The organism is Plesiocystis pacifica SIR-1, from assembly GCF_000170895.1.
GTDB lineage: Bacteria > Myxococcota_A > Polyangia > Nannocystales > Nannocystaceae > Plesiocystis > Plesiocystis pacifica.
In genome coordinates, this window is the sequence record NZ_ABCS01000019.1 from 20,485 (window position 1) to 37,505 (window position 17,021).

Genomic DNA, 17,021 nt, shown 5'->3' on the forward strand with positions numbered 1-17,021 from the left:
CGGCCAGAACAAGTCCTGTCCGCCCCTCTGTCTACTTTAGCCGTCGTGGACGACGCCACGCCCTCACGCCCTCCCTGCCCCACGTCCACGACTCAGAGACTGTCAACGAATCCACGCCCCCGCTTAGGGGGGCGACCACCAGCCCCCTCAAGGGCACGAACCCCATTGCCCATCAAGCCAAAGCGGAGGAGCGGAGCGACGAAGCGCCCCCGCTCCCAGGCGGCTGTGGGGGCAAAGTAGAGTTCAGGGAGTCAGCGCGCGCAGGGGGCCGAGCAGGCGCTCGTCGTCGACGCCGTGAAGCGTCCGAAGATCGAGCCACAGCCGCTCGTCGTGGACGCGCGCGATGATGGGCGGATTGCCCCGTCGTAGGGTCGCGGCGGCGCGGTGAGCCTTGGCGACCGGCGGCACGAGGGCGAAGCTGTCGAGGTCCTCGCCGGGGAGCGAGCCCCCACCAATGGTCGCGCGGCTGGGCTGGAGGGCGGACTCGGGCCAACCGAGGGCGGCGCACAGCTCGAGGCCGCGGGCCCGCAAGGCCTCGGCGGGAACCATGGCCTGGGTGTGCAGCGGAAGGTCCGGCACGTCGGGCTTCCCCGCCTCGGGAGCCCGGGCGTGGGCGAGCGCGGTCGCGTGAATCGCCGCGAGCGCGGTCTTCCCCGGCCGCAGCGCTCGCGCCAGCGGATGGCGACGGCAGCGAGCGATCGCCGCGGCATCCCCCGCGAGGATCCCCGCCTGCGGCCCCCCGAGGAGCTTGTCCCCCGAGAAGGTCACCAGCGTGGCCCCAGCCTGAATGTGGCTGGCAACCGTGGGCTCGCCAGGGGGCAGCCCGTGCCCGAGCGAGCCGCTGCCGAGGTCGGCGATCAACGGCAAGCCGCGCTCGCGGGCGAGCTTGGCGAGGGCGGGGAGCTCGACCTCGCGGACGAAGCCCGACTGCACGAAGTTGCTGGGGTGGACCCAGAGCAGGGCGGAGACCTCGGCCTGGGCGTAGTCGCGGAGGTGGGTGCGGTTGGTGCTGCCGATCGCGACCAGCGGCACGCCCCCGGCGGCGGCCATGTCGGCGACGCGGAAGCTGTCGCCGATCTCGACGTGCTGGCCCCGGGACAGGGCGACGCCGGTCGGGTGCTGCTTGGTCGGCGAGACGCCCAGGGCGGAGCAGGCGAGCAGCAAGGCGGCGGCGCCGTTGTTGACGACGTGCACGTCCTCGGCCTCGAACAGGGCGGCGAGCAGGGGGCGCAGGTAGGCGAAGCGGCTGCCGCGGGCGCCGGTGCGCAGATCGATCTCGAGGTCGCAGGTCCCGGCGGCGGCGGCCATGGCCGCGATCGCGGCGGCGCCGAGGGGGGCCCGGCCGATGTTGGTGTGCAGCAGCACGCCGGTCGCGTTGATCACTGGGCGCGGGTGGGGCTGGGCGAGGGCCTCGAGGCGCTCGCGGACCCGGGCGGCGAGGGCGTCGGCGTCGGCGACCTCGACGGCCTTGGCAGGCTTGGCCTCGAGCACGCGCGCGCGCTCGCTGGCGATGGCGTCGACGACGAAGCGGTGGACGAGGCGGCGTCGCCAGGGCAGCGCGGCGAGCTCGGGGTGGTCGAGGACGCGATCGACCTTGGGCAGGTGGCGCAGCGCGGCGAGGGCAGAGGCGGGTCGGGTCATGGCAAGAGCAGCGAGGCGACGACGAGGAGGGCGAAGGCGGCCGCGAAGGTGAGGGGCAGGGCCAGCGAGGGCTGGCGAGGCGCCGGGCCGGCGGCGGTCGAGGGGTCCGCGGCCTCGGCCGGCTGGGCGCGCGGGCGTCGGAGGGTGACCTCGCCCTCGCGCTCGAGCAGCGCGGCGACGCGTTCGCCGGGGTGGTGCAGGGTCAGCGAGAGCTCGCCCAGCTCGACGCGCGAGCCGTCGCGCAAGCGGGCGCGGGTGCAGGCTCGGCCGTCGACGCGCAGCCCGTTCTTGCTGTCGAGGTCGACCAGCTCCGCGCCGTCTTCGAACACCTCGAGCCGGGCGTGGCGGCGGGACACGTCGGGGTGTTCGATGCGCAGGTCGGCGTCCGGATCGCGGCCCAGGACGTAGCGACCGACGCCGAGGGCGTGGGCCCGCGACGGGTCCTCGCCTTCGAGCAGTCGCGCCAGGGGCTTCGCCATGGGCGGCAGCTTAGCCTCGCGGCGGCGCCCCACAAAAGAAGGCGCCGGGTCAGTCGATGGCGATCCAGCGCCCCTCGAGCCGACACCAGCGCTCGGTGCCGCGGGCGAGCACCCACGCTCGGCCGTGTCCGCCCTGTCGCCACCGACACGCGCGCAGGGCCGCGCGGACCTCGGCCCGGGCGGGGGCGGGGCATCGTTGCGGGTCCGTCGTTGGATATGCGGAGACCCCGAACTCGGCCTCGCGCAGCGCAACGACCAGGGCTCGGCTGCGCGGGTCCAGGGTTGGAACGGTCGCGGGTTCGGCAGCGGTCGGCGGCAGCCGGGGCGAGACGTGCACGAGTCGGTCGACGCCGTGACGCTCGAGCAGCTCGACCCAAGCCCGGCCCGACGCGATCGGCCGAAACAGGCAGGCCGCGCCAGGCTCGTCGGGCGCGGCGACGAGCAGCGCGCGCGAGGACACGGAGCCCACGGCGACCCAGTCGAAGGTCCGCGCGAGGGGGTCGGGTTCGGCCTCGTCTGAGCCACCGCGCGGGACCAGCACGAGGGCGAGGGCGGCGACGCAGGCGAGCTTGGGCGGGAGCCAGCGCGACGGGGACGGGACGGGCTCGGGGCTTCGAGCGCGGCGCAGCCGGTGCCCGAGCAGGGCGAGGGCGGCGAGCCCCGCGAGGGCGCCGGGTCCGGCCGAGGGGACCTCCGCGAGGACTTCGGCGAAGCTGAGGATCGGCGCTGCGAGGGCGCGGGCGGGCTCGACGGTCTGCCAGCCGAGCACCGGCGCGGCGAGGACCCCCGCGAGGGCGGCGGGCATCAGCAGGGCGAACACCGGGAGCGCGAGGGCGTTGGCGACGAGGCCGTGGAGCGGCGCGTGGCCAAAGTGCGCCACGCTGACCGGCGCGGTCGCCCAGCTGATCCGCCAGCTCAGCGCCAGCACGTCTGCGGGGGAGCGCTCCGCGGGCGCGGTGACGATCGCGGCCATCGCGGTGAGCGAGAGCTGAAAGCCCGGATCGAACAGCCAGCGCGGGCACAGCAGGAGCATCCCCGCGGCGACGCAGGCCAGCAATGTGGGCGGGTGCGTCGGCCGACCCACGATCACCCCGAGGTCGAGGGCGACGAGCATGGCCGCCGCGCGCAGGGCCGAAGGCGGCGCGCCGGTCAGCCCCAGGTAGGCCGCGAGCGGGATCCAGGTCAGCGCCACCGTGGCCCGCGGGGACCAGGCGAGCAGACCTCCGAGGCGCCGGGCGAGCTGCTGCAGCCACAGGGCCGCGAGGGTCACGTGCAGCCCGGACACGGCGATCAGGTGACCCAGGCCCGCGCGCCGCAGCTGATCGCGTCGCTCGGGGCGGAGCGCGGCGGCCATGCCCAGGGCCGTGGCGACGACCAGCCCGCCCCGGTCGTCACCCCGGGTCTGCGCCCAAGCGCGCTGCCGCCCCTGGGCGACCCAGCGCCAGTAGGGGCTGGAGGCTGGCTCGCCGCGCTCCCAGATGCCGAGCTCTGGCCCGAGATCCACGGCGCCGTCGAAGGGCGAGGCGAGCTCGTCCATGCCCGTTGGGCGGAAAGCGCGCGCCTCGATCGCCACGCGTTGACCGTGCCAGCGCGGGCAGACCTCGGCCGGCGCGGACACGAGGACCGTCGGTGCAGCCAGCTCGGCCAGCTCGCTCAGGGGGGAGGGGAGGCTGGGTCGCTCGGGGTCGCGGAGCCGGATTCGGCAGCGGGGCCCCGGACGGCTCGCGCCGACGACTGTATACTCGCGCAGTTGTGTCGGACCGTGGCGCTGGGCCGATCGCAGCGTCGCGTCGGGCGGATGGCTCAACCCGCGGACCGCGGCCAGGCAACTCAGGGCCGCAGCGAGGGCGATCGCTCGGTCGAGCTGCGGCGCGGCGTGGGGCGGTCGGGCATCCGTGAGCCAGGTGGCGAGGGCGAAGGCGGCAGCGGCAGCGAGGGCAGCCAGGATGGCCGCGAGCAGGCCTTGGCCCGGGTCGAGGGCGGTCCAGCGGGCGATCGCAGCACCCAGGGCGACGCCGAGGATGGAGGTCAGGGCGAGCAGCGTGGTCCTCACGACTCGTCGTCGGCCCGCGGCCCCCGGCCTTGCACCAAGGATTTGTTCCACTTCGCCCGCCGAACGACCTACACTCGCAGGCGGCCGTGCTCTTCACGAAGATATGGACCGCCGTTCTTGCCGTCTTGGCCACCGCTTGCCTGGCCGGCATGTACCTGCTCTCGACCGGCTCGTCCGGCGGCTTTGACGAGGCTGACGAAGCCGCCGTCCGGGCGATCACCGAGGCCGGCATGGCCGCCCTCGCGTCGGACATCAACGCCTCCCCGGTGTCCCTCGGCCCCTCGGTGCTCGGTGACACCCGGCTCAAGGAAGCCCTCGAGCGTCCGGCCGTCGGCGACGAAGAGGAGGGATCCCTCGTCGAGATCTTCGACACCGTCGCCTACGAGTCCCTGCTCAATCAGAACCCGCTGATGAGCATGGCGGTGGTCGACAAGAGCGGGAACATCCTCGCCCGCGCCGGCTTCGACAAGGAGCTCTTCGACCAGGCCGTGAAGGCCCCGGGCGTGTCCGACAGCCTGACCTTCGACGAGGACGGGCTGATCTCGGCGAGCCTCGGCGGCAAGCTCCACGCGGTCAAGGTCTCGCGCCCCCTCGCCCAAAATCGCAGGCTGGTCACCATCCAGGCCGTCGAGCTGGGCGGCGGCTCCTTCTTCCGGCGCGTGGTCGGCACGGAGAACCCGGCGGGCCTCGTGCAAGACGGCGCCATCTTCGGCGAGGCGATCGGCTCGGCCAAGACCGAGGAGCTCACCGGCTGGCTCGGCGAACACCTCAACGACGTGCCCCCCGAGGGCGCCAGCCAGGCCTTTCAGCTCGGCAAGGGTCCCAACGCGCGCCTCGGCGCGGCCGCGCGCGTGCCAGGTCCTGCGGGCAAGGGCAAGGCCGGCCTGGTCTTCGTGGTGCTGTCGGGCAAGACCCTGAGCTCGACCAAGACCGACATGCAGACGGCGCTCAAGGTGGCGCTGGCCAAGGGAGGCCTCGGCCCGACGGGCTGGGGCCTGGTCGCGGGCCTGCTCATCATCAGCTTGGTGCTGACCTTCTACCTGCCCTTCCTCGAGTACAACACGCCCCTGCGCCGGCTCATGAGCGAGTTCAACGGCATCACCGAGGGCAAGCAGCACGAGATCAACCACGACCGCTACGGCGGCGAGGTCGGCCGCGTGGGCAAGGCGGCGCAGCTGGCCATGGAAGCCCTGCGCGTGTCCTGGGAAGAGGAGATGTCCGACATCGACCCGAGCAGCTCGGGCGTCCGCTCGCGGACCCACAGCACCCGGAGCTTGCGCGGCGTGGGCCGTCGGCGCGGCAGCACGCGGAGCAACAAGCGGGTCACCGGCTCGCAGGACGCCGTGCGCGAGGAGCCCCAGAGCTCGTCGATGCACGAGGACGAGGACGACGTCGCGGCGATCGATCTGCCCGGCGCCTCGCCCTCCCCCGTCGAGCGTCACGCCTCGGCCGAGGGACCGGCGCGCAAGAAGAAGGCGGCTGCCCGGCCGGCCCCGAGCCTGTCCGACCCCGAGCCGGCGGCCGCGCCTGCGTTCAACGACGAGGTCTCCGCCGGGCCGATCGGCTTCGACGACGACGACTCGATCAGCCTCGCCGACGCGGGCCAGGACCGGGAGTCCTACTACAAGTCGATCTACAAGGAATTCGTCGAGACCAAGCAGGCCTGCGGCGAGAACGTCGACAGCTTCCCCTACGAGAAATTCGCCAAGAAGCTGCGCAAGCAGAGCGACTCGTTGCTGGCCAAGCCGGAGGTCAAGGACGTGGAGTTCAGCGTCTACGTCAAGGACGGCAAGGCAGCGCTCAAGGCCAAGATCATCAAGGTCTAGGCTGACGCGGCGGTGGCTCTTGGGACGAGTTGTCTCGAGCCCAACGCTTCGATAAATCCAAAGTGCGCCGTGGTCGCGGGCTGCTACAATCGCAGCTCATGGCCACCATACGTGCCATCGCCCGTGTCGGCGCCCCGGTGCTGCGTCAGGTCGCTCGGGAGGTGTCTCCCGAGGAGCTGGCGACGCCTGAAATTCAGGGCTTCATCGACGATTTGGTCGCCACCATGCGCCACGCCAACGGCGCTGGCCTGGCGGCCAATCAGGTCTTCGAGCCCATCCAGATCTGCGCCCTCGAGGTGCAGTCGAACCCGCGCTACCCCTACAAGCCCAACATCCCGCTGACGGTGCTGGTCAACCCCAAGCTGACGCCGCTGGGTGACGACAGCTTCGCCAACTACGAGGGTTGTCTGTCCGTGCCCGACCTGCGCGGGGTGGTCCGCCGCCACGCCCGGCTGCGCGTCCAGGCCCTCGACCGCGAGGGCAACAGCCTCGACTTCGAGACCGCCGGCGTGACCGCCGGGACCTACCAGCACGAGGTCGATCACCTGCGCGGCAAGCTGTTCCTCGATCGGGTCGAGGACCCGGCCACGCTGTGCACCTGGGACAACTTCAAGCGCCACCACGAGGATGACTTCCGTCGCCACGTGGAGGCCCTCGTCGAACGTTGGGGGAGCTGAGCGCGTGCGCCTCGACCTGCTCCAGCGCTTCTCGGATCTGGTCGGGCCCCCGAACGCCGCCGTGCCGCTGTTCGACGCGGCCATGCTCTACTCGGCGGCGCTCCAAGACGGCGACATCTGGGCCGAGGCGCTGCAGGTCCGGGTCGAGCTCGAGCAGGCCTGCGCCGAGGCTTGCCAGGGCTTCGAGGGCAGCGCGGCGATCGTCGAGGGCGTGCTCGCCTTCCTCCGCCGCCACCACTTCACCGGCAACGTGTCCCACTACGAGGACCCCCGCAACAGCCTCATGGACCGGGTGCTCGAGCGCCGCCTGGGCCTGCCGATCACCCTCAGCGTGCTGACCATGCACCTGTGCGAGCGCTGCGGCGCCGAGCTCCACGGGCTGAGCTTCCCGGGCCACTTCCTCGTCGGCAGCGACCTCGAGGGCGAGGACCCGCTGATCTGGGATCCCTTCCGCGGGGGCCGGCGCCTGCTCCTCGACGAGCTCGCCGCGCTCTATACCGGCGTCGTCGGCCACCACGTCGAGCCGCACTCGGCCCAGCTGCGCGCCCACCTCGACCCCAGCCCCTCGCGGATGATCCTCAGCCGGATGATCGAGAACCTGCGCCGGCACTTCACCTTGGCGGGCCAGCGCGCGCGGGTCACCGACACCCTCGAGCTGCTCGCGGTGCTGCACCCGGACGTGCCGCGGATCCGCGAGCTGCTCGCCGAGGCGCCCAAGCGGCACCACTTGTTAAATTAGGGAGCTTCAGTCGCCCGTGTAGGGCGGGTCGCCGGGGGAGCGGTAGGCGTGCATGGGGCTGCGGACCGCGTCGCTGCCGTAGTACCAGCCGTTGCCTTCGAGCGCGCCGAACAGCAGGTGCAAGCTCGCCGTCGCGCCCTCGTGGGGGGTCTTCATGCCCATCTGTGCGGGCGTCTTGCCTTGCGCGGCGCCGGGCGGAACGGTCAGATCCGTGGCGATGTAGCCGGGGGTGCAGGCGTTGATCGCCAGCTTCGGGCGCTGGCGCGCGAGCATCAGCACGTAGGTGTTCACGCAGGCCTTGGACAGGCCGTAGGCGCTGGTCGAGCCCATGCCCAGCTCGGCGAAGGCGGCCTCGCTCGGGTCGGCGAGGCAGCGCTGCATGAAGGCGTCGAGGGTTTGCCAGTCGTGGGCGCCGCTGAGGAAGAAGGCCTGGCGGGCCGCGTCGCAGCCGCTCACGAACATGGGGCCGGAGGCGGAGCTGACCACGACGACGCGGCCGGCCTCGGGATCGAGCAGCGGCAGGAAGGCCTCGACCACCCGGCGCACGCCGTAGGTATTGACCGCGAGGACCTGGGCCATGCTCGTGCTGCCCAGGCCGATGCCGGCGTTGTTGACCACGGCGTAGAGGGGCGCGGGCTCGCCGGCGAAGCGCTCGGCCAGGGAGGCCGCCGCGGCGGACACGGAGGCGTCGTCGCTGACGTCGAGCTCGACGAGCTCGACGCGCTCGGCCCAGTCGGGGTGCTCGGCCAGCAGACCCTCGCGCGCTGCCTCGCCGCGTCCGCGGTCCCGCGCGCCCAGGAACACCATCGTGCCCTCGTGCTCGGCGAGGATGCGCTCGACCGTGGCGAGGCCGATACCCTTGTTTGCGCCCGTGACCAGAATCCGCTGCATGTCGCGGGATGCTAGCAGCGCAGCATGGCTGGCCTGTCCCGCTCCCCCCTGCATCGGCGGCTGCCCCTTTTTGGGGTTGCTTCCGCTCGCCGGGGTTTTTACGGACCGGCAGCATCGACGTCGAGGCCGAGGGGGACTCCCTGCACGGAGAGTTCGTCGCCCGGCTGTGCGGGTCGATGGTCGCGCTGTGTCCTTGAGCTCAGCTCAGCGCGCTTCGGCGATCATCGCGGCCATGCGCTCGAGGCCCGTGCGCAGCTGCTCGATGTCGGGCCCGAAGCTCAGCCGCACGAAGCCCGACAGGCGCGAGGCGATGTGCTCGCGGCGGTTGCCGGGGTCGATGTCGAAGAACACCCCGGGCACGCAGATGACCTGGCGCTCGAGGGCGGCGCGGAAGAAGGCCATGCCGTCGTTGAGCGGGGCCGGGAGCTCGCGCAGGTCGGCGAAGCAGTAAAAGGCGCCCTCGGGCCCGCCGTCTTCGTCGCCGGCGACGCGGATGCCCATGGCGCTCAGCTGCTCGAGCATCATGGCGCGCTTGGCCGAGAAGGTGGCCTGGATCGCGGCGGCCTCGCGGTCGGCGAGCTCGGGCTCGAGCAGGGGGATGGCGGCTTGCTGGAGGCAGTGGGGGGCGCCGCCGTCGAGGAAGGAGCCGGCCGAGCTGACCCGATCGATGACCGCCTTGGGGCCCACGGTCCAGCTGATGCGCAGGCCGGGGTAGCGCCAGTTCTTGGTCAGCCCGTCGACCACGACCACGGGATCTTCGTTGACGTCCTCGACCCACTTGCAGGCGCTGACGCTGCGCGGCAGCTCGCCCTGGTGGCGCAGGCTCGGCGGGCCGTAGATGTAGTGGCTGTAGAACTCGTCGAGGATCAGCGCGCAGCCGTGCTTGCGCGCGATGGACACGTAGCGGCGCAGGTCCTCGCCGGCGATCAGGCGGCCGGTCGGGTTGCAGGGGTTCGAGGCCAGCACCGCCCCGAGGCCGCTGCCGACGATCACCTCGCGCAGGGTCTCGGGCGCGAGCCGAAAGCCCTCGCGCTCGCGCAGCACGATCGGGATGGGCACGAAGGCCCGGAACACGTCGAGGAGCTCTTCGTAGGCGGTGTAGTCCGGGAGCAGGTGGCCGAGGTTGACCCGGCCCAGGGCGGTCGCCAGGCGGGTCAGCGCGACCCGTCCGCCCGCCGCGATGGCGACGTTCTCGGGTCCGTACTGGCTGGCCTTGCCGCGGCGGTAGCGGTGGTTGTAGAGGCGCGCGACGGCCTCGCGCAGCTCCCACAGGCCGGGGACGGGGGCGTACTCCGAGCTCTGGGCGTCGAGGCCGATGGTCGCCAGGCGCTCCTCGCTGCCCGGCAGCGGGCCGGTCTGCGGCGCGCCCTGGCCGAGGTTGCACCACTCGGGGTGGCCGTAGTGAAAGCCGCGCTGGCTCGCCTCGGTCATCACGTAGATGACCCCGGTGCGCGGGACGGGACGGAACATCGAAGCGGCGCCGCTCATCGGGCCCCCCTACCGCTCCTGCGACGCGCGCGCAAGACCCCGGCTGGGATCTGGTCGCGCTCGATTTGTGATCGCCCTGGGCTGAACTCGCGCCTGGCTGGATCAGCCGGGCGTGCCGAAGTTCGACTGCAGGAAGAGCACGAGGCCGATGAGCGAGACGAACAGGAACAACGCGAAGTAAGCCATGGCGGTGAGGCCAGGCGCCTGGGGCTGATCGTCTTTGTTCTGCTCGGCCATGGTCATTCCCGACGCGGAATTACACCACATCCGGGGCCTTCGCTAGACCATTGCGCCGCGAAAAAATTCGCGCTCGCAGTCGGCGCAGGACCCTGCGCGAGCCAGCTCACGCTTGCGCCTTCAGGCCGCGTCTTCGTCTTCATCCGTCGTCGGCCCCGCCGCTCCCGCGGGGACGAGCGCAGACGAGCCCACGGGGGTCTCGGGCAGCATGCGCCGGAACATGCCGCCGCCCTCTTGGCCCTCGACCAGGGCCATGCGCCGGGACTTGGCCTCGCTCGCCAGGCGCGTGCCGGGGAAGGCCTTGGTCGCGCGCTCGTACTGCTCGGCGGCGAGCTGGCGCTGTCCGGACAGCTCGTAGGCCTGGCCGAGGTGGAACAGGTAGACGACCCGGGCGGGGTTGTAGGCCAACGAGCGTAGCCCCTGCTCGAGGAGTGGGACGGCCTCGCGGGCGCGGCCCATGCGGACCAGGCACAGGCCCTCGAGGGCCTGCCAGGCGTCGGCGACGAGCTGGCGGTGGCGGGCGGGCACGTGGCGCAGGCAGTCGTCGCGGTCGGCGTGGATCGCCTCGAGCCGGGCCTGGTCCGGGGTGCTCGTGAGCAGCGCGAGCTCGTGGCGGCCGAAGGAGGCCAGGGCCTGGAGGTGCGAGGACAGCCCGGTGTCCTCGGCCTCGTAGATCTCGCGGGCTTCGTCCAGGCGCCACTCGGCGACGAGCAGGCCGCCCAGCTGCGCGCGCGCGAGCCACTGGCGCTCGACGCTGACCGCCTCGCCCGCGGCCGCGAGCGCCAGCTGCTTGCGCAGGCTCATCTCGATCTCCCGCTGCTGCCCGGTGGCGATGGCGTGGCGCAGGTTCTCGGCGGCGTAGAGCGCCCGGTTTTGGCGGTCGCGCCCGACCATCCACGCGCCCATGGCCGTGCCGAAGGCGAGGGAGAACAGCGCCGCGAGCTCGCCCTCGCAGCCGGGCAAGACCGCGAGGGAGGCGATGGCCAACAGGCCGGGCCAGTCGGCCCAAAGGCGCGAGCGTGGGCGAGCGGACACCGGGGACAGTGTAACCCTTGGCCAGGCCGCGAAAACCCGCCGGTGCCGGCAGGGCGTGCGCCAGATCGTGGCGGATCCGGTGTCTCCCTGGAGCCGGGCGGTCCGTATCATTCGCCCCATGACGCACCCCGACCTCGCGATCACCTACTTCGACGTCGACGGCGGCCGCGGAGAGGCGGCGCGCCTGGCTCTGTTCATCGGCGGGATTCCCTTCAAAGACGACCGCCTCGCCTTCCCGGAGTTCGGCGCGCGCAAGTCCAGCTTCCCCTACGGCAAGATCCCCACGCTGACCGTCGACGGCGTCGAGATCGCAGAGTCCGTCGGCATCAACCGCTACGTCGCAACCCTCGCCGGCCTCTACCCCGCCGACCCCATCGAGGGCCTGCGCTGCGACGAGATCCTCAGCGTCGCCGAGGACATGTCCAACCTCATCGGCCCGAGCATGCGCATGCCCGACGGCGAGGCCAAGCAGGCCGCGCGCGAGGCCCTCGTGGCCAACGACTACCCCCGGGTCTTCGCCCAGCTGGCCCGGCGCCTCGGCGACAACCAGTGGTTCGTCGGCGAGACGATGACCATCGCCGACATCCGCGTGTTCGTGTTCCTGCGCGCCTTCGCCTTCGGGGCCTTCGACCACATCCCCACGGACCTCGTCCCGCGCCTGGCCCCGACCCTCGCGGCCCACAGCGAGCGCGTGCTGGCGCACCCGAAGATCCGCGAGTACTACGCCGCCCGGGCGGCCGCGCGTCACAGCTGAGCCTGCCGAGTGGCTCGGGCTAGGCGCTGGGCCGGCGGCCGAGGATGGTCTTGCCCAGCGCCGACTCGATCAGCCACACCGCGAGCTTGCCGGTCTGGTTGCGCAGGTCGAGGGTGGGGTTGAGCTCGACCATCTCCATGCCCACGACCCTGCCCGTGGCCGCGAGGGCCTCGCACAGAAAGTGAGACTCGCGCAGGGTCAGGCCGCCGGGCACGGGGGTGCCGACGCCGGGGGCCTCGCGGGGGTCGACGCCGTCGAGGTCGAAGGACAGGTGGACCCCGGCGGTGTGCCGAGACACGCGCTCGACGAGCTCGGCCACGCACACCGGGAAGCTGCGGGCGTCGAGCTCGGACATGGGGTAGACGCCGACGCCGGTCTGGCGGACCAGGGGGATCTCCGAAGGGTCGACGTCGCGGACCCCGATGATCGCCACGTCCTCGGGGCGCAGGGCGGGCTCGTCTCCGGCGATCGCGACGAGCTCCGCGGGCCCGTGGCCGAGCAGGACCGCCAGGGGCATGCCGTGGATGTTGCCCGAGGGGCTCGTCTGTGGCGTGTTCATGTCGGTGTGGGCGTCGACCCAGACCACGCCGAGCCGCTCGCCGCGGCGCTTGTAGTAGCGGGACATGCCGGCGATGGTGCCGATCGCCTGGGCGTGGTCGCCCCCGAGCACCAGGGGGAAGCGCCCGGCCTCGCAGCTCGCCTCGACCTCGTCGGCGAGGGCCCGGCACAGGCGCGCGATGGCCGGGAGGTAGCGTGCCGTGGGCTCGCCGAGGTCGGGCTCTTGCTCGCCCACGGCGCTGAGGCTCGAGACCCGGTTGACGCGGCAGCCGAGGCCCTCGAGCTTGGCCGACAGCCCCGCGACGTGCATCGCCCCCGGGCCCATGTCCGTGCCTCGTCGGCCCGCGCCGAGGTCGAGGTGGACGTTGGTGATGTCGACGTCCATCAGCTCAGCACTTCGACGAGGGCGTCGCGGAGCTGGGTGCGGTGGTAGGGCTTGGACAGGAAGGCCGCGAGGCCCTCGCGCTCGAGGATGCGCAGGTCGTCGCCGGGGGCGTAGCCCGAGCACACGATGATCGGCACCCCGGGGTTGATCTCCTTCATCTTCATGAAGGCCTGGGCGCCGCTCATGCGCGGCATGACCATGTCGAGGAGCACGGCGGCGATGGTCTCGTGGTGCTCTTGGAAGCGCTCGACCCCTTCGAGGCCGTCCTCGGCGACCACGCAGGAGTAGCCGAGGGTCTCGAGGATGAGCTTGACCGTGCGCCGGACGGAGCGCTCGTCGTCGATGAGCAAGATCAAGGGGCGCTCGTCCGCGGAGGCGTCCGTGCTCGCTTTCCCGCTCGCGGCGGGGCTGGCCTTGGGTGAGCTCATGGAGGCGTGGGTTCGGTCCACGGGCGCTCGTGGCAGGACCCTGGGTCCGCTAGAGTACCGCGGACTCGGGCGTCGCCCAGCCCCTGTTTTGCGTCAGGGTGATCATTCGCTTCGAAGGGCTCTGAGCGCAAAATGGGGGCACTTCTCTGAGGATGCGGCGAATCGACGCGCCCTCGCCGAGGGTTGAGCGCGGCGTGCACGTCGAGATCCCCTCCGACCGCGCGTTGTCGCCCGATGGCGCGGCCGTGTCGACGGGGGAAGGGCGCAGGTGCGAGATGCGCGATCTCGCCTCCACAGCCAATCCGCCGGCTTCGGCCAGGACCGGGCTCTCGGTCACCGTTTTCGTCGGCGGCTGGCGGCGCGACTGCGGCTCTTCCGCCCCGTCCGAGGGACCGGGCCGTCGTCGGCCTCGGGTTCGGGCTCTGGAGCGCCGGGGCGAGGGGGGAGCTCGAGGCCCTCCGGGGGTTCGCGCATGCGTTCGGCTCGGCGCGCTTGCAAGGTCGCGATCACGGCCTGCAAGCCCGGGTCGGACCACGGCCGCGGATCTTGGCGCACGCCCTTGCCCTGGTTGCAGCGGGCGCAGGCGATGGCGAGGTTCTCGACGGCGTCCGTGCCCCCGTGGGTCCGCGGCACGATGTGCTCGACGGTCTCGTGGCTCAGCGCGTTGCCCTCGAGGTCGACGGCGAGCTTGCGCTTGCAGTGGATGCACTTGCCGGCGAGCACCGTGCGGTCGCGCTGGCGGGCGAGCGCGAAGGTCGAGTCCGTGGCCGCGCACCACAGCAGCAGGCGTCGGGTCCGGTTGCGCATGTCGCCATTCTAACCGCCGGCCTGATAGGGTGCGTGGTCATGGCCGGGCTGACCCTGTCCTTCGACTGTTACGGCACGCTGATCGACTGGGAGTCGGGGATCTTGGTCGCGATGCAGCCGGTGCTGCGCCGCCACGAGGTGGTGTGCAGCGCCGGGGAGCTGCTGCGGGCCTACGCCCGGGCCGAGTCGGCCGTGGAGGCCGGGGACTACCGGCCCTACCGCGAGGTCCTGCGCCGGAGCTTCGCGGCCATGGCCAAGGACCTGGGCTTCGCCCCGCAGGCCGACGAGCTCGAGACCTTCGTCGAGAGCCTGCCGCGCTGGCAGCCCTTCCCCGACACCCGCGCGAGCCTGGCCGCGCTGCAGGCCGCCGGGCACCGCCTGGTGATCCTGTCCAACGTCGACGACGACCTGTTCGCGGCCACGGCCGCGCAGCTGGGCACCCGCTTTGACAAGGTGATCACCGCGGCGCAGGTGCAGCGCTACAAGCCCGACCCCGCGGTGTTCCGCGCGGCCCGGGCGTGGCTGGAGTCGGAGCACGGCGCGGCCTCGACCGCGGGCTGGGTCCACGTGGCCCAGAGCCGCTTCCACGACATCGGCGTGGCCCGCAGCTTGGGCCTGCGCACCGTGCATGTCGAGCGCGCCAGCGGCCGCGACGGCTCGGCCGTCCCCGAGCCCGAGCCCGACGCGCAGGCGAGCCCGGCCCCCGACTTCAGCGTCCCCGACCTCGCGAGCCTGGTCACCCTCGTCGCGGGCTGGGCGGGAGCGCCGAGCTGATGGGCGTGCGCAGCAAGTCCCTGGTCACCCTCGAGCGCAAGCTGATCCGCTGCCGGGCGTGCGAGCGCCTCGTCGATTGGCGGGAAGAGGTCGCTGAGGTCAAGCGCGCGGCCTACCGCGACGAGGACTACTGGGGCCGCCCGGTCCCGGTCCCGGGCTTTGGCGATCCGCGCGCGCGCGTGCTGATCGTGGGCCTCGCGCCCGCGGCCCACGGCGCCAACCGGACCGGGCGCATGTTCACCGGCGACCGCTCCGGGGACTGGCTGTACCGGGCGATGCACGAGACCGGCTTCGCCAACCAGGCCAGCTCCGTGGCCCGGGGCGACGGCCTGGCGTTGACCGGCGCCTTCGTGACCTCCGTGGTCAAGTGCGCGCCGCCTGCCAACAAGCCGACCACCGCCGAGCGCGACGCCTGCATGCCCTGGGCCCACGAGGAGCTGCGCCTGCTCGACGCGGTGCGCGTGCTCGTGGCCCTGGGCGGTTTTGGGTGGGACGGAGCGCTGCGCCTGCTCGCCGCCAAGGGTCACCGGGTCAAGCCCAAGCCCAAATTTGGCCACGGCGCCGAGGCCCAGGTCGGGCCCTACGTGCTCCTGGGCAGCTACCACCCGAGCCAGCAGAACACCTTCACCAAGCGGTTGACCCGGCCGATGATCCGCGGCGTGTTCGAGCGCGCGCGGGAGCTGACGAGGGCGTAGGCACTGTCAACCGTTCGTTGATGGTGTCTCAATCAAAACCAGCTGGTGCTCGAGCCGAGCGCCTGACACAGCAGCGACATGCCCGCGGCGCTCCGTCATCTCTCCATGTTCGCGCTGTTCGCCACGGCCTGCGCCGGCCCGGGGGCGACCGCTTCGACGCCACCTTCCGGGCCACCTTCCGGGCCTCCTTCCACGGGGGGAGAGCTGGTGGTGCTCCCGGTCGCGGACGTCGAGTGGGGGCCGCTCAACCCGGCTCGCGGTGACGCCAGCCCGCGCGCGGGGACGCTGTGGGGCGACCGGAACGCAGCGGGCGCGACGGGTTTCCTGGTCCGCTTCGTGGACGGCTTCGAGTCGCCGCCCCACATCCACAACGTCTCCTATCGCGGCGTGGTGATCCACGGTCGCGTGCACAACGACCACCCGGACGCCGAGGCGCTGTGGATGGGGACGGGCTCTTTCTGGACGCAGCCGCTCGGGGCGGTGCACATCACCGCGGCCGCGGGGGAGGAGACCGTCGCCTACATCGAGATCGACGCGGGCCCCTACCTCGTCCGCCCCGTCGAGGACGCGCACGCGAGCGAGGAAGAGGCGATCAACGTGCCGGCCGAGGCGCTCGCGTGGCGGGAGCTCGACGGGGTCGAGCTCACCTCGCTGTGGGGCGACCCCAGCGGTGAGGAGGCGCGAGGCCTGCTCTTGCGTCTGCCCGCGGCCTCGACCACCGAGCTGGAGAGCAACGCGTCGAGCTTCCGCGTCGTCGTCATCGAAGGGTCGGTCGAGCACCGCCGTGAAGGTGCCGCTGACGGAGCCTCGCTCGCGCCCGGGAGCTCGATCGGCGCGACCGAGAGCGCGGCGCAGCTGACCTGCCGCGCCGAGGTCGACTGCACGCTCTACGTGCGCGCCGAGGGGGACCTCGACCTTCGCTCGCCCGACTGACCGTCAGGGCCCGACCCAGGTCGCGCGCAGGCCGTGGGCCCAGGCGTCGAGGCTGTCGCTGTCGCCGTCCTCGCCCGCGGCCCGGCTCTTCTCGCTCAGCTTGGCCATCTTGTCACGCAGCGCGGCCCGGGCCCGGAACAGGCGGGTGCGCACCGTGGGCGCGGCGATCTCGAACACCTGGGCGAGGGCCTCGACGCTGACGTCCTCCCAGTAGTAGAGCTCGATGAGCAGCTGCTGCTCGAGGGGCAGGGTGCGCAGGGCGTCGAGCAGGAACAGCTTGCGCTCGTCGTTGACCAGGCGCGAGGGCGGCGAGGTGTTCATGTCGGCGAGGGACTTGTAGCTGAAGTCCACGTCCTTCTTGCCGATGTGCTTGCGCAGGTAGCGGTAGAGCTGGTTCCGCGCGATCGCAAACAGGTAGGTCCGGAAGCTCGCCTGCTTGCGGAACTTGTCCGCGTCGCGGGTGAGCTGCAGGAAGGTCGTCTGGACCAGGTCGTCGACGTCTTGGCCGAGCTTGTTCTCGAAGAAGCGGTTGACGCTCTCGAAGTGGCGCTGGAACAGTTGGTTGCCCGCGCTCCGATCGCCGTCTCGCCAGCGGTCGAGGAGATCAAAGTCGTCCACGCG

The 17,021-nt window shown here is 72.2% G+C and carries 18 protein-coding genes; 7 read left to right on the forward strand and 11 right to left on the reverse strand.

What is annotated here, in order from left to right; genetic code table 11:
- Positions 1 to 243 precede the first annotated feature (243 nt).
- The 3 genes from selA to PPSIR1_RS12105 are packed head-to-tail and all read right to left on the reverse strand — an operon-like array spanning position 244 to position 4,173.
- Complete coding sequence (gene selA, locus PPSIR1_RS12095; protein ID WP_006971346.1) at positions 244 to 1,641, reverse strand: L-seryl-tRNA(Sec) selenium transferase; 1,398 nt, start codon at positions 1,639 to 1,641, stop codon at positions 244 to 246.
- Entirely contained in the window at positions 1,638 to 2,120 is a 483-nt protein-coding gene (locus tag PPSIR1_RS42490; RefSeq protein WP_053335351.1) for an FHA domain-containing protein, read from the reverse strand. The genes selA and PPSIR1_RS42490 overlap by 4 nt, the downstream gene beginning before the upstream one ends.
- Before the next feature lie 49 nt (positions 2,121 to 2,169).
- Entirely contained in the window at positions 2,170 to 4,173 is a 2,004-nt protein-coding gene (locus tag PPSIR1_RS12105) for a ComEC/Rec2 family competence protein (RefSeq protein ID WP_006971348.1), read from the reverse strand.
- An 86-nt stretch (positions 4,174 to 4,259) separates the two neighbouring features.
- Here PPSIR1_RS12105 and PPSIR1_RS12110 point away from each other — a divergent pair, with 86 nt between their 5' ends.
- The 3 genes from PPSIR1_RS12110 to PPSIR1_RS12120 all read left to right on the forward strand — a co-directional run bounded on the left by PPSIR1_RS12110 (position 4,260) and on the right by PPSIR1_RS12120 (position 7,415).
- Positions 4,260 to 5,999, forward strand: a complete 1,740-nt coding sequence (locus PPSIR1_RS12110) for an MXAN_5187 family protein (RefSeq protein WP_338047287.1) — start codon at positions 4,260 to 4,262, stop codon at positions 5,997 to 5,999.
- Positions 6,000 to 6,097: 98 nt separating this feature from the next.
- The gene (gene def, locus PPSIR1_RS12115) at positions 6,098 to 6,676 is read left to right on the forward strand and encodes a peptide deformylase (protein ID WP_006971350.1); all 579 of its coding nucleotides are present in this window, start codon (positions 6,098 to 6,100) and stop codon (positions 6,674 to 6,676) included.
- Between the two features lie 4 nt (positions 6,677 to 6,680).
- A complete protein-coding gene (locus PPSIR1_RS12120; protein ID WP_006971351.1) occupies positions 6,681 to 7,415 on the forward strand; it encodes a transglutaminase family protein in 735 nt (244 codons plus the stop codon).
- 6 nt (positions 7,416 to 7,421) lie between these two features.
- Here PPSIR1_RS12120 and PPSIR1_RS12125 read toward each other — a convergent pair whose 3' ends face one another.
- The 4 genes from PPSIR1_RS12125 to PPSIR1_RS12135 form a co-directional block, all read right to left on the reverse strand.
- A complete protein-coding gene (locus PPSIR1_RS12125; RefSeq protein WP_006971352.1) occupies positions 7,422 to 8,306 on the reverse strand; it encodes an SDR family NAD(P)-dependent oxidoreductase in 885 nt (294 codons plus the stop codon).
- Between the two features lie 204 nt (positions 8,307 to 8,510).
- Complete coding sequence (locus PPSIR1_RS12130; RefSeq protein WP_006971353.1) at positions 8,511 to 9,794, reverse strand: pyridoxal phosphate-dependent aminotransferase; 1,284 nt, start codon at positions 9,792 to 9,794, stop codon at positions 8,511 to 8,513.
- A gap of 102 nt (positions 9,795 to 9,896) precedes the next feature.
- Complete coding sequence (locus tag PPSIR1_RS50745) at positions 9,897 to 10,031, reverse strand: hypothetical protein (protein WP_269744703.1); 135 nt, start codon at positions 10,029 to 10,031, stop codon at positions 9,897 to 9,899.
- Positions 10,032 to 10,151: 120 nt separating this feature from the next.
- Positions 10,152 to 11,066, reverse strand: coding sequence for a tetratricopeptide repeat protein (locus PPSIR1_RS12135; RefSeq protein WP_198154497.1), 915 nt, complete (start codon positions 11,064 to 11,066; stop codon positions 10,152 to 10,154).
- Between the two features lie 118 nt (positions 11,067 to 11,184).
- On the opposite strand from PPSIR1_RS12135, the gene PPSIR1_RS12140 reads away from it, so the two are divergent.
- Positions 11,185 to 11,820 (forward strand): glutathione S-transferase family protein, encoded by a 636-nt coding sequence (locus tag PPSIR1_RS12140; RefSeq protein WP_006971356.1) that lies wholly within the window; start codon positions 11,185 to 11,187, stop codon positions 11,818 to 11,820.
- A 19-nt stretch (positions 11,821 to 11,839) separates the two neighbouring features.
- Here PPSIR1_RS12140 and rocF read toward each other — a convergent pair whose 3' ends face one another.
- The 3 genes from rocF to PPSIR1_RS12155 form a co-directional block, all read right to left on the reverse strand.
- Positions 11,840 to 12,763, reverse strand: a complete 924-nt coding sequence (gene rocF, locus PPSIR1_RS12145) for an arginase (protein ID WP_006971357.1) — start codon at positions 12,761 to 12,763, stop codon at positions 11,840 to 11,842.
- A complete protein-coding gene (locus PPSIR1_RS12150) occupies positions 12,763 to 13,191 on the reverse strand; it encodes a response regulator (RefSeq protein ID WP_006971358.1) in 429 nt (142 codons plus the stop codon). Before PPSIR1_RS12150 ends, rocF begins: the two co-directional genes overlap by 1 nt.
- A gap of 333 nt (positions 13,192 to 13,524) precedes the next feature.
- Positions 13,525 to 13,998: an HNH endonuclease gene (locus tag PPSIR1_RS12155; protein ID WP_006971359.1), complete on the reverse strand. Its 474-nt coding sequence runs from the start codon at positions 13,996 to 13,998 to the stop codon at positions 13,525 to 13,527.
- 39 nt (positions 13,999 to 14,037) lie between these two features.
- Between PPSIR1_RS12155 and PPSIR1_RS12160 the strand changes: the two genes are divergently transcribed.
- The 3 genes from PPSIR1_RS12160 to PPSIR1_RS12170 all read left to right on the forward strand — a co-directional run bounded on the left by PPSIR1_RS12160 (position 14,038) and on the right by PPSIR1_RS12170 (position 16,400).
- Positions 14,038 to 14,772, forward strand: a complete 735-nt coding sequence (locus tag PPSIR1_RS12160) for a haloacid dehalogenase type II (RefSeq protein WP_006971360.1) — start codon at positions 14,038 to 14,040, stop codon at positions 14,770 to 14,772.
- A complete protein-coding gene (locus tag PPSIR1_RS12165) occupies positions 14,772 to 15,467 on the forward strand; it encodes a uracil-DNA glycosylase (RefSeq protein WP_006971361.1) in 696 nt (231 codons plus the stop codon). The genes PPSIR1_RS12160 and PPSIR1_RS12165 overlap by 1 nt, the downstream gene beginning before the upstream one ends.
- A 210-nt stretch (positions 15,468 to 15,677) precedes the next feature.
- A complete protein-coding gene (locus PPSIR1_RS12170) occupies positions 15,678 to 16,400 on the forward strand; it encodes a DUF4437 domain-containing protein (RefSeq protein WP_198154498.1) in 723 nt (240 codons plus the stop codon).
- A 3-nt stretch (positions 16,401 to 16,403) separates the two neighbouring features.
- On the opposite strand, the gene PPSIR1_RS12175 is transcribed toward PPSIR1_RS12170, so the two are convergent.
- Positions 16,404 to 17,018, reverse strand: coding sequence for an RNA polymerase sigma factor (locus PPSIR1_RS12175; RefSeq protein ID WP_006971363.1), 615 nt, complete (start codon positions 17,016 to 17,018; stop codon positions 16,404 to 16,406).
- Positions 17,019 to 17,021 lie beyond the last annotated feature (3 nt).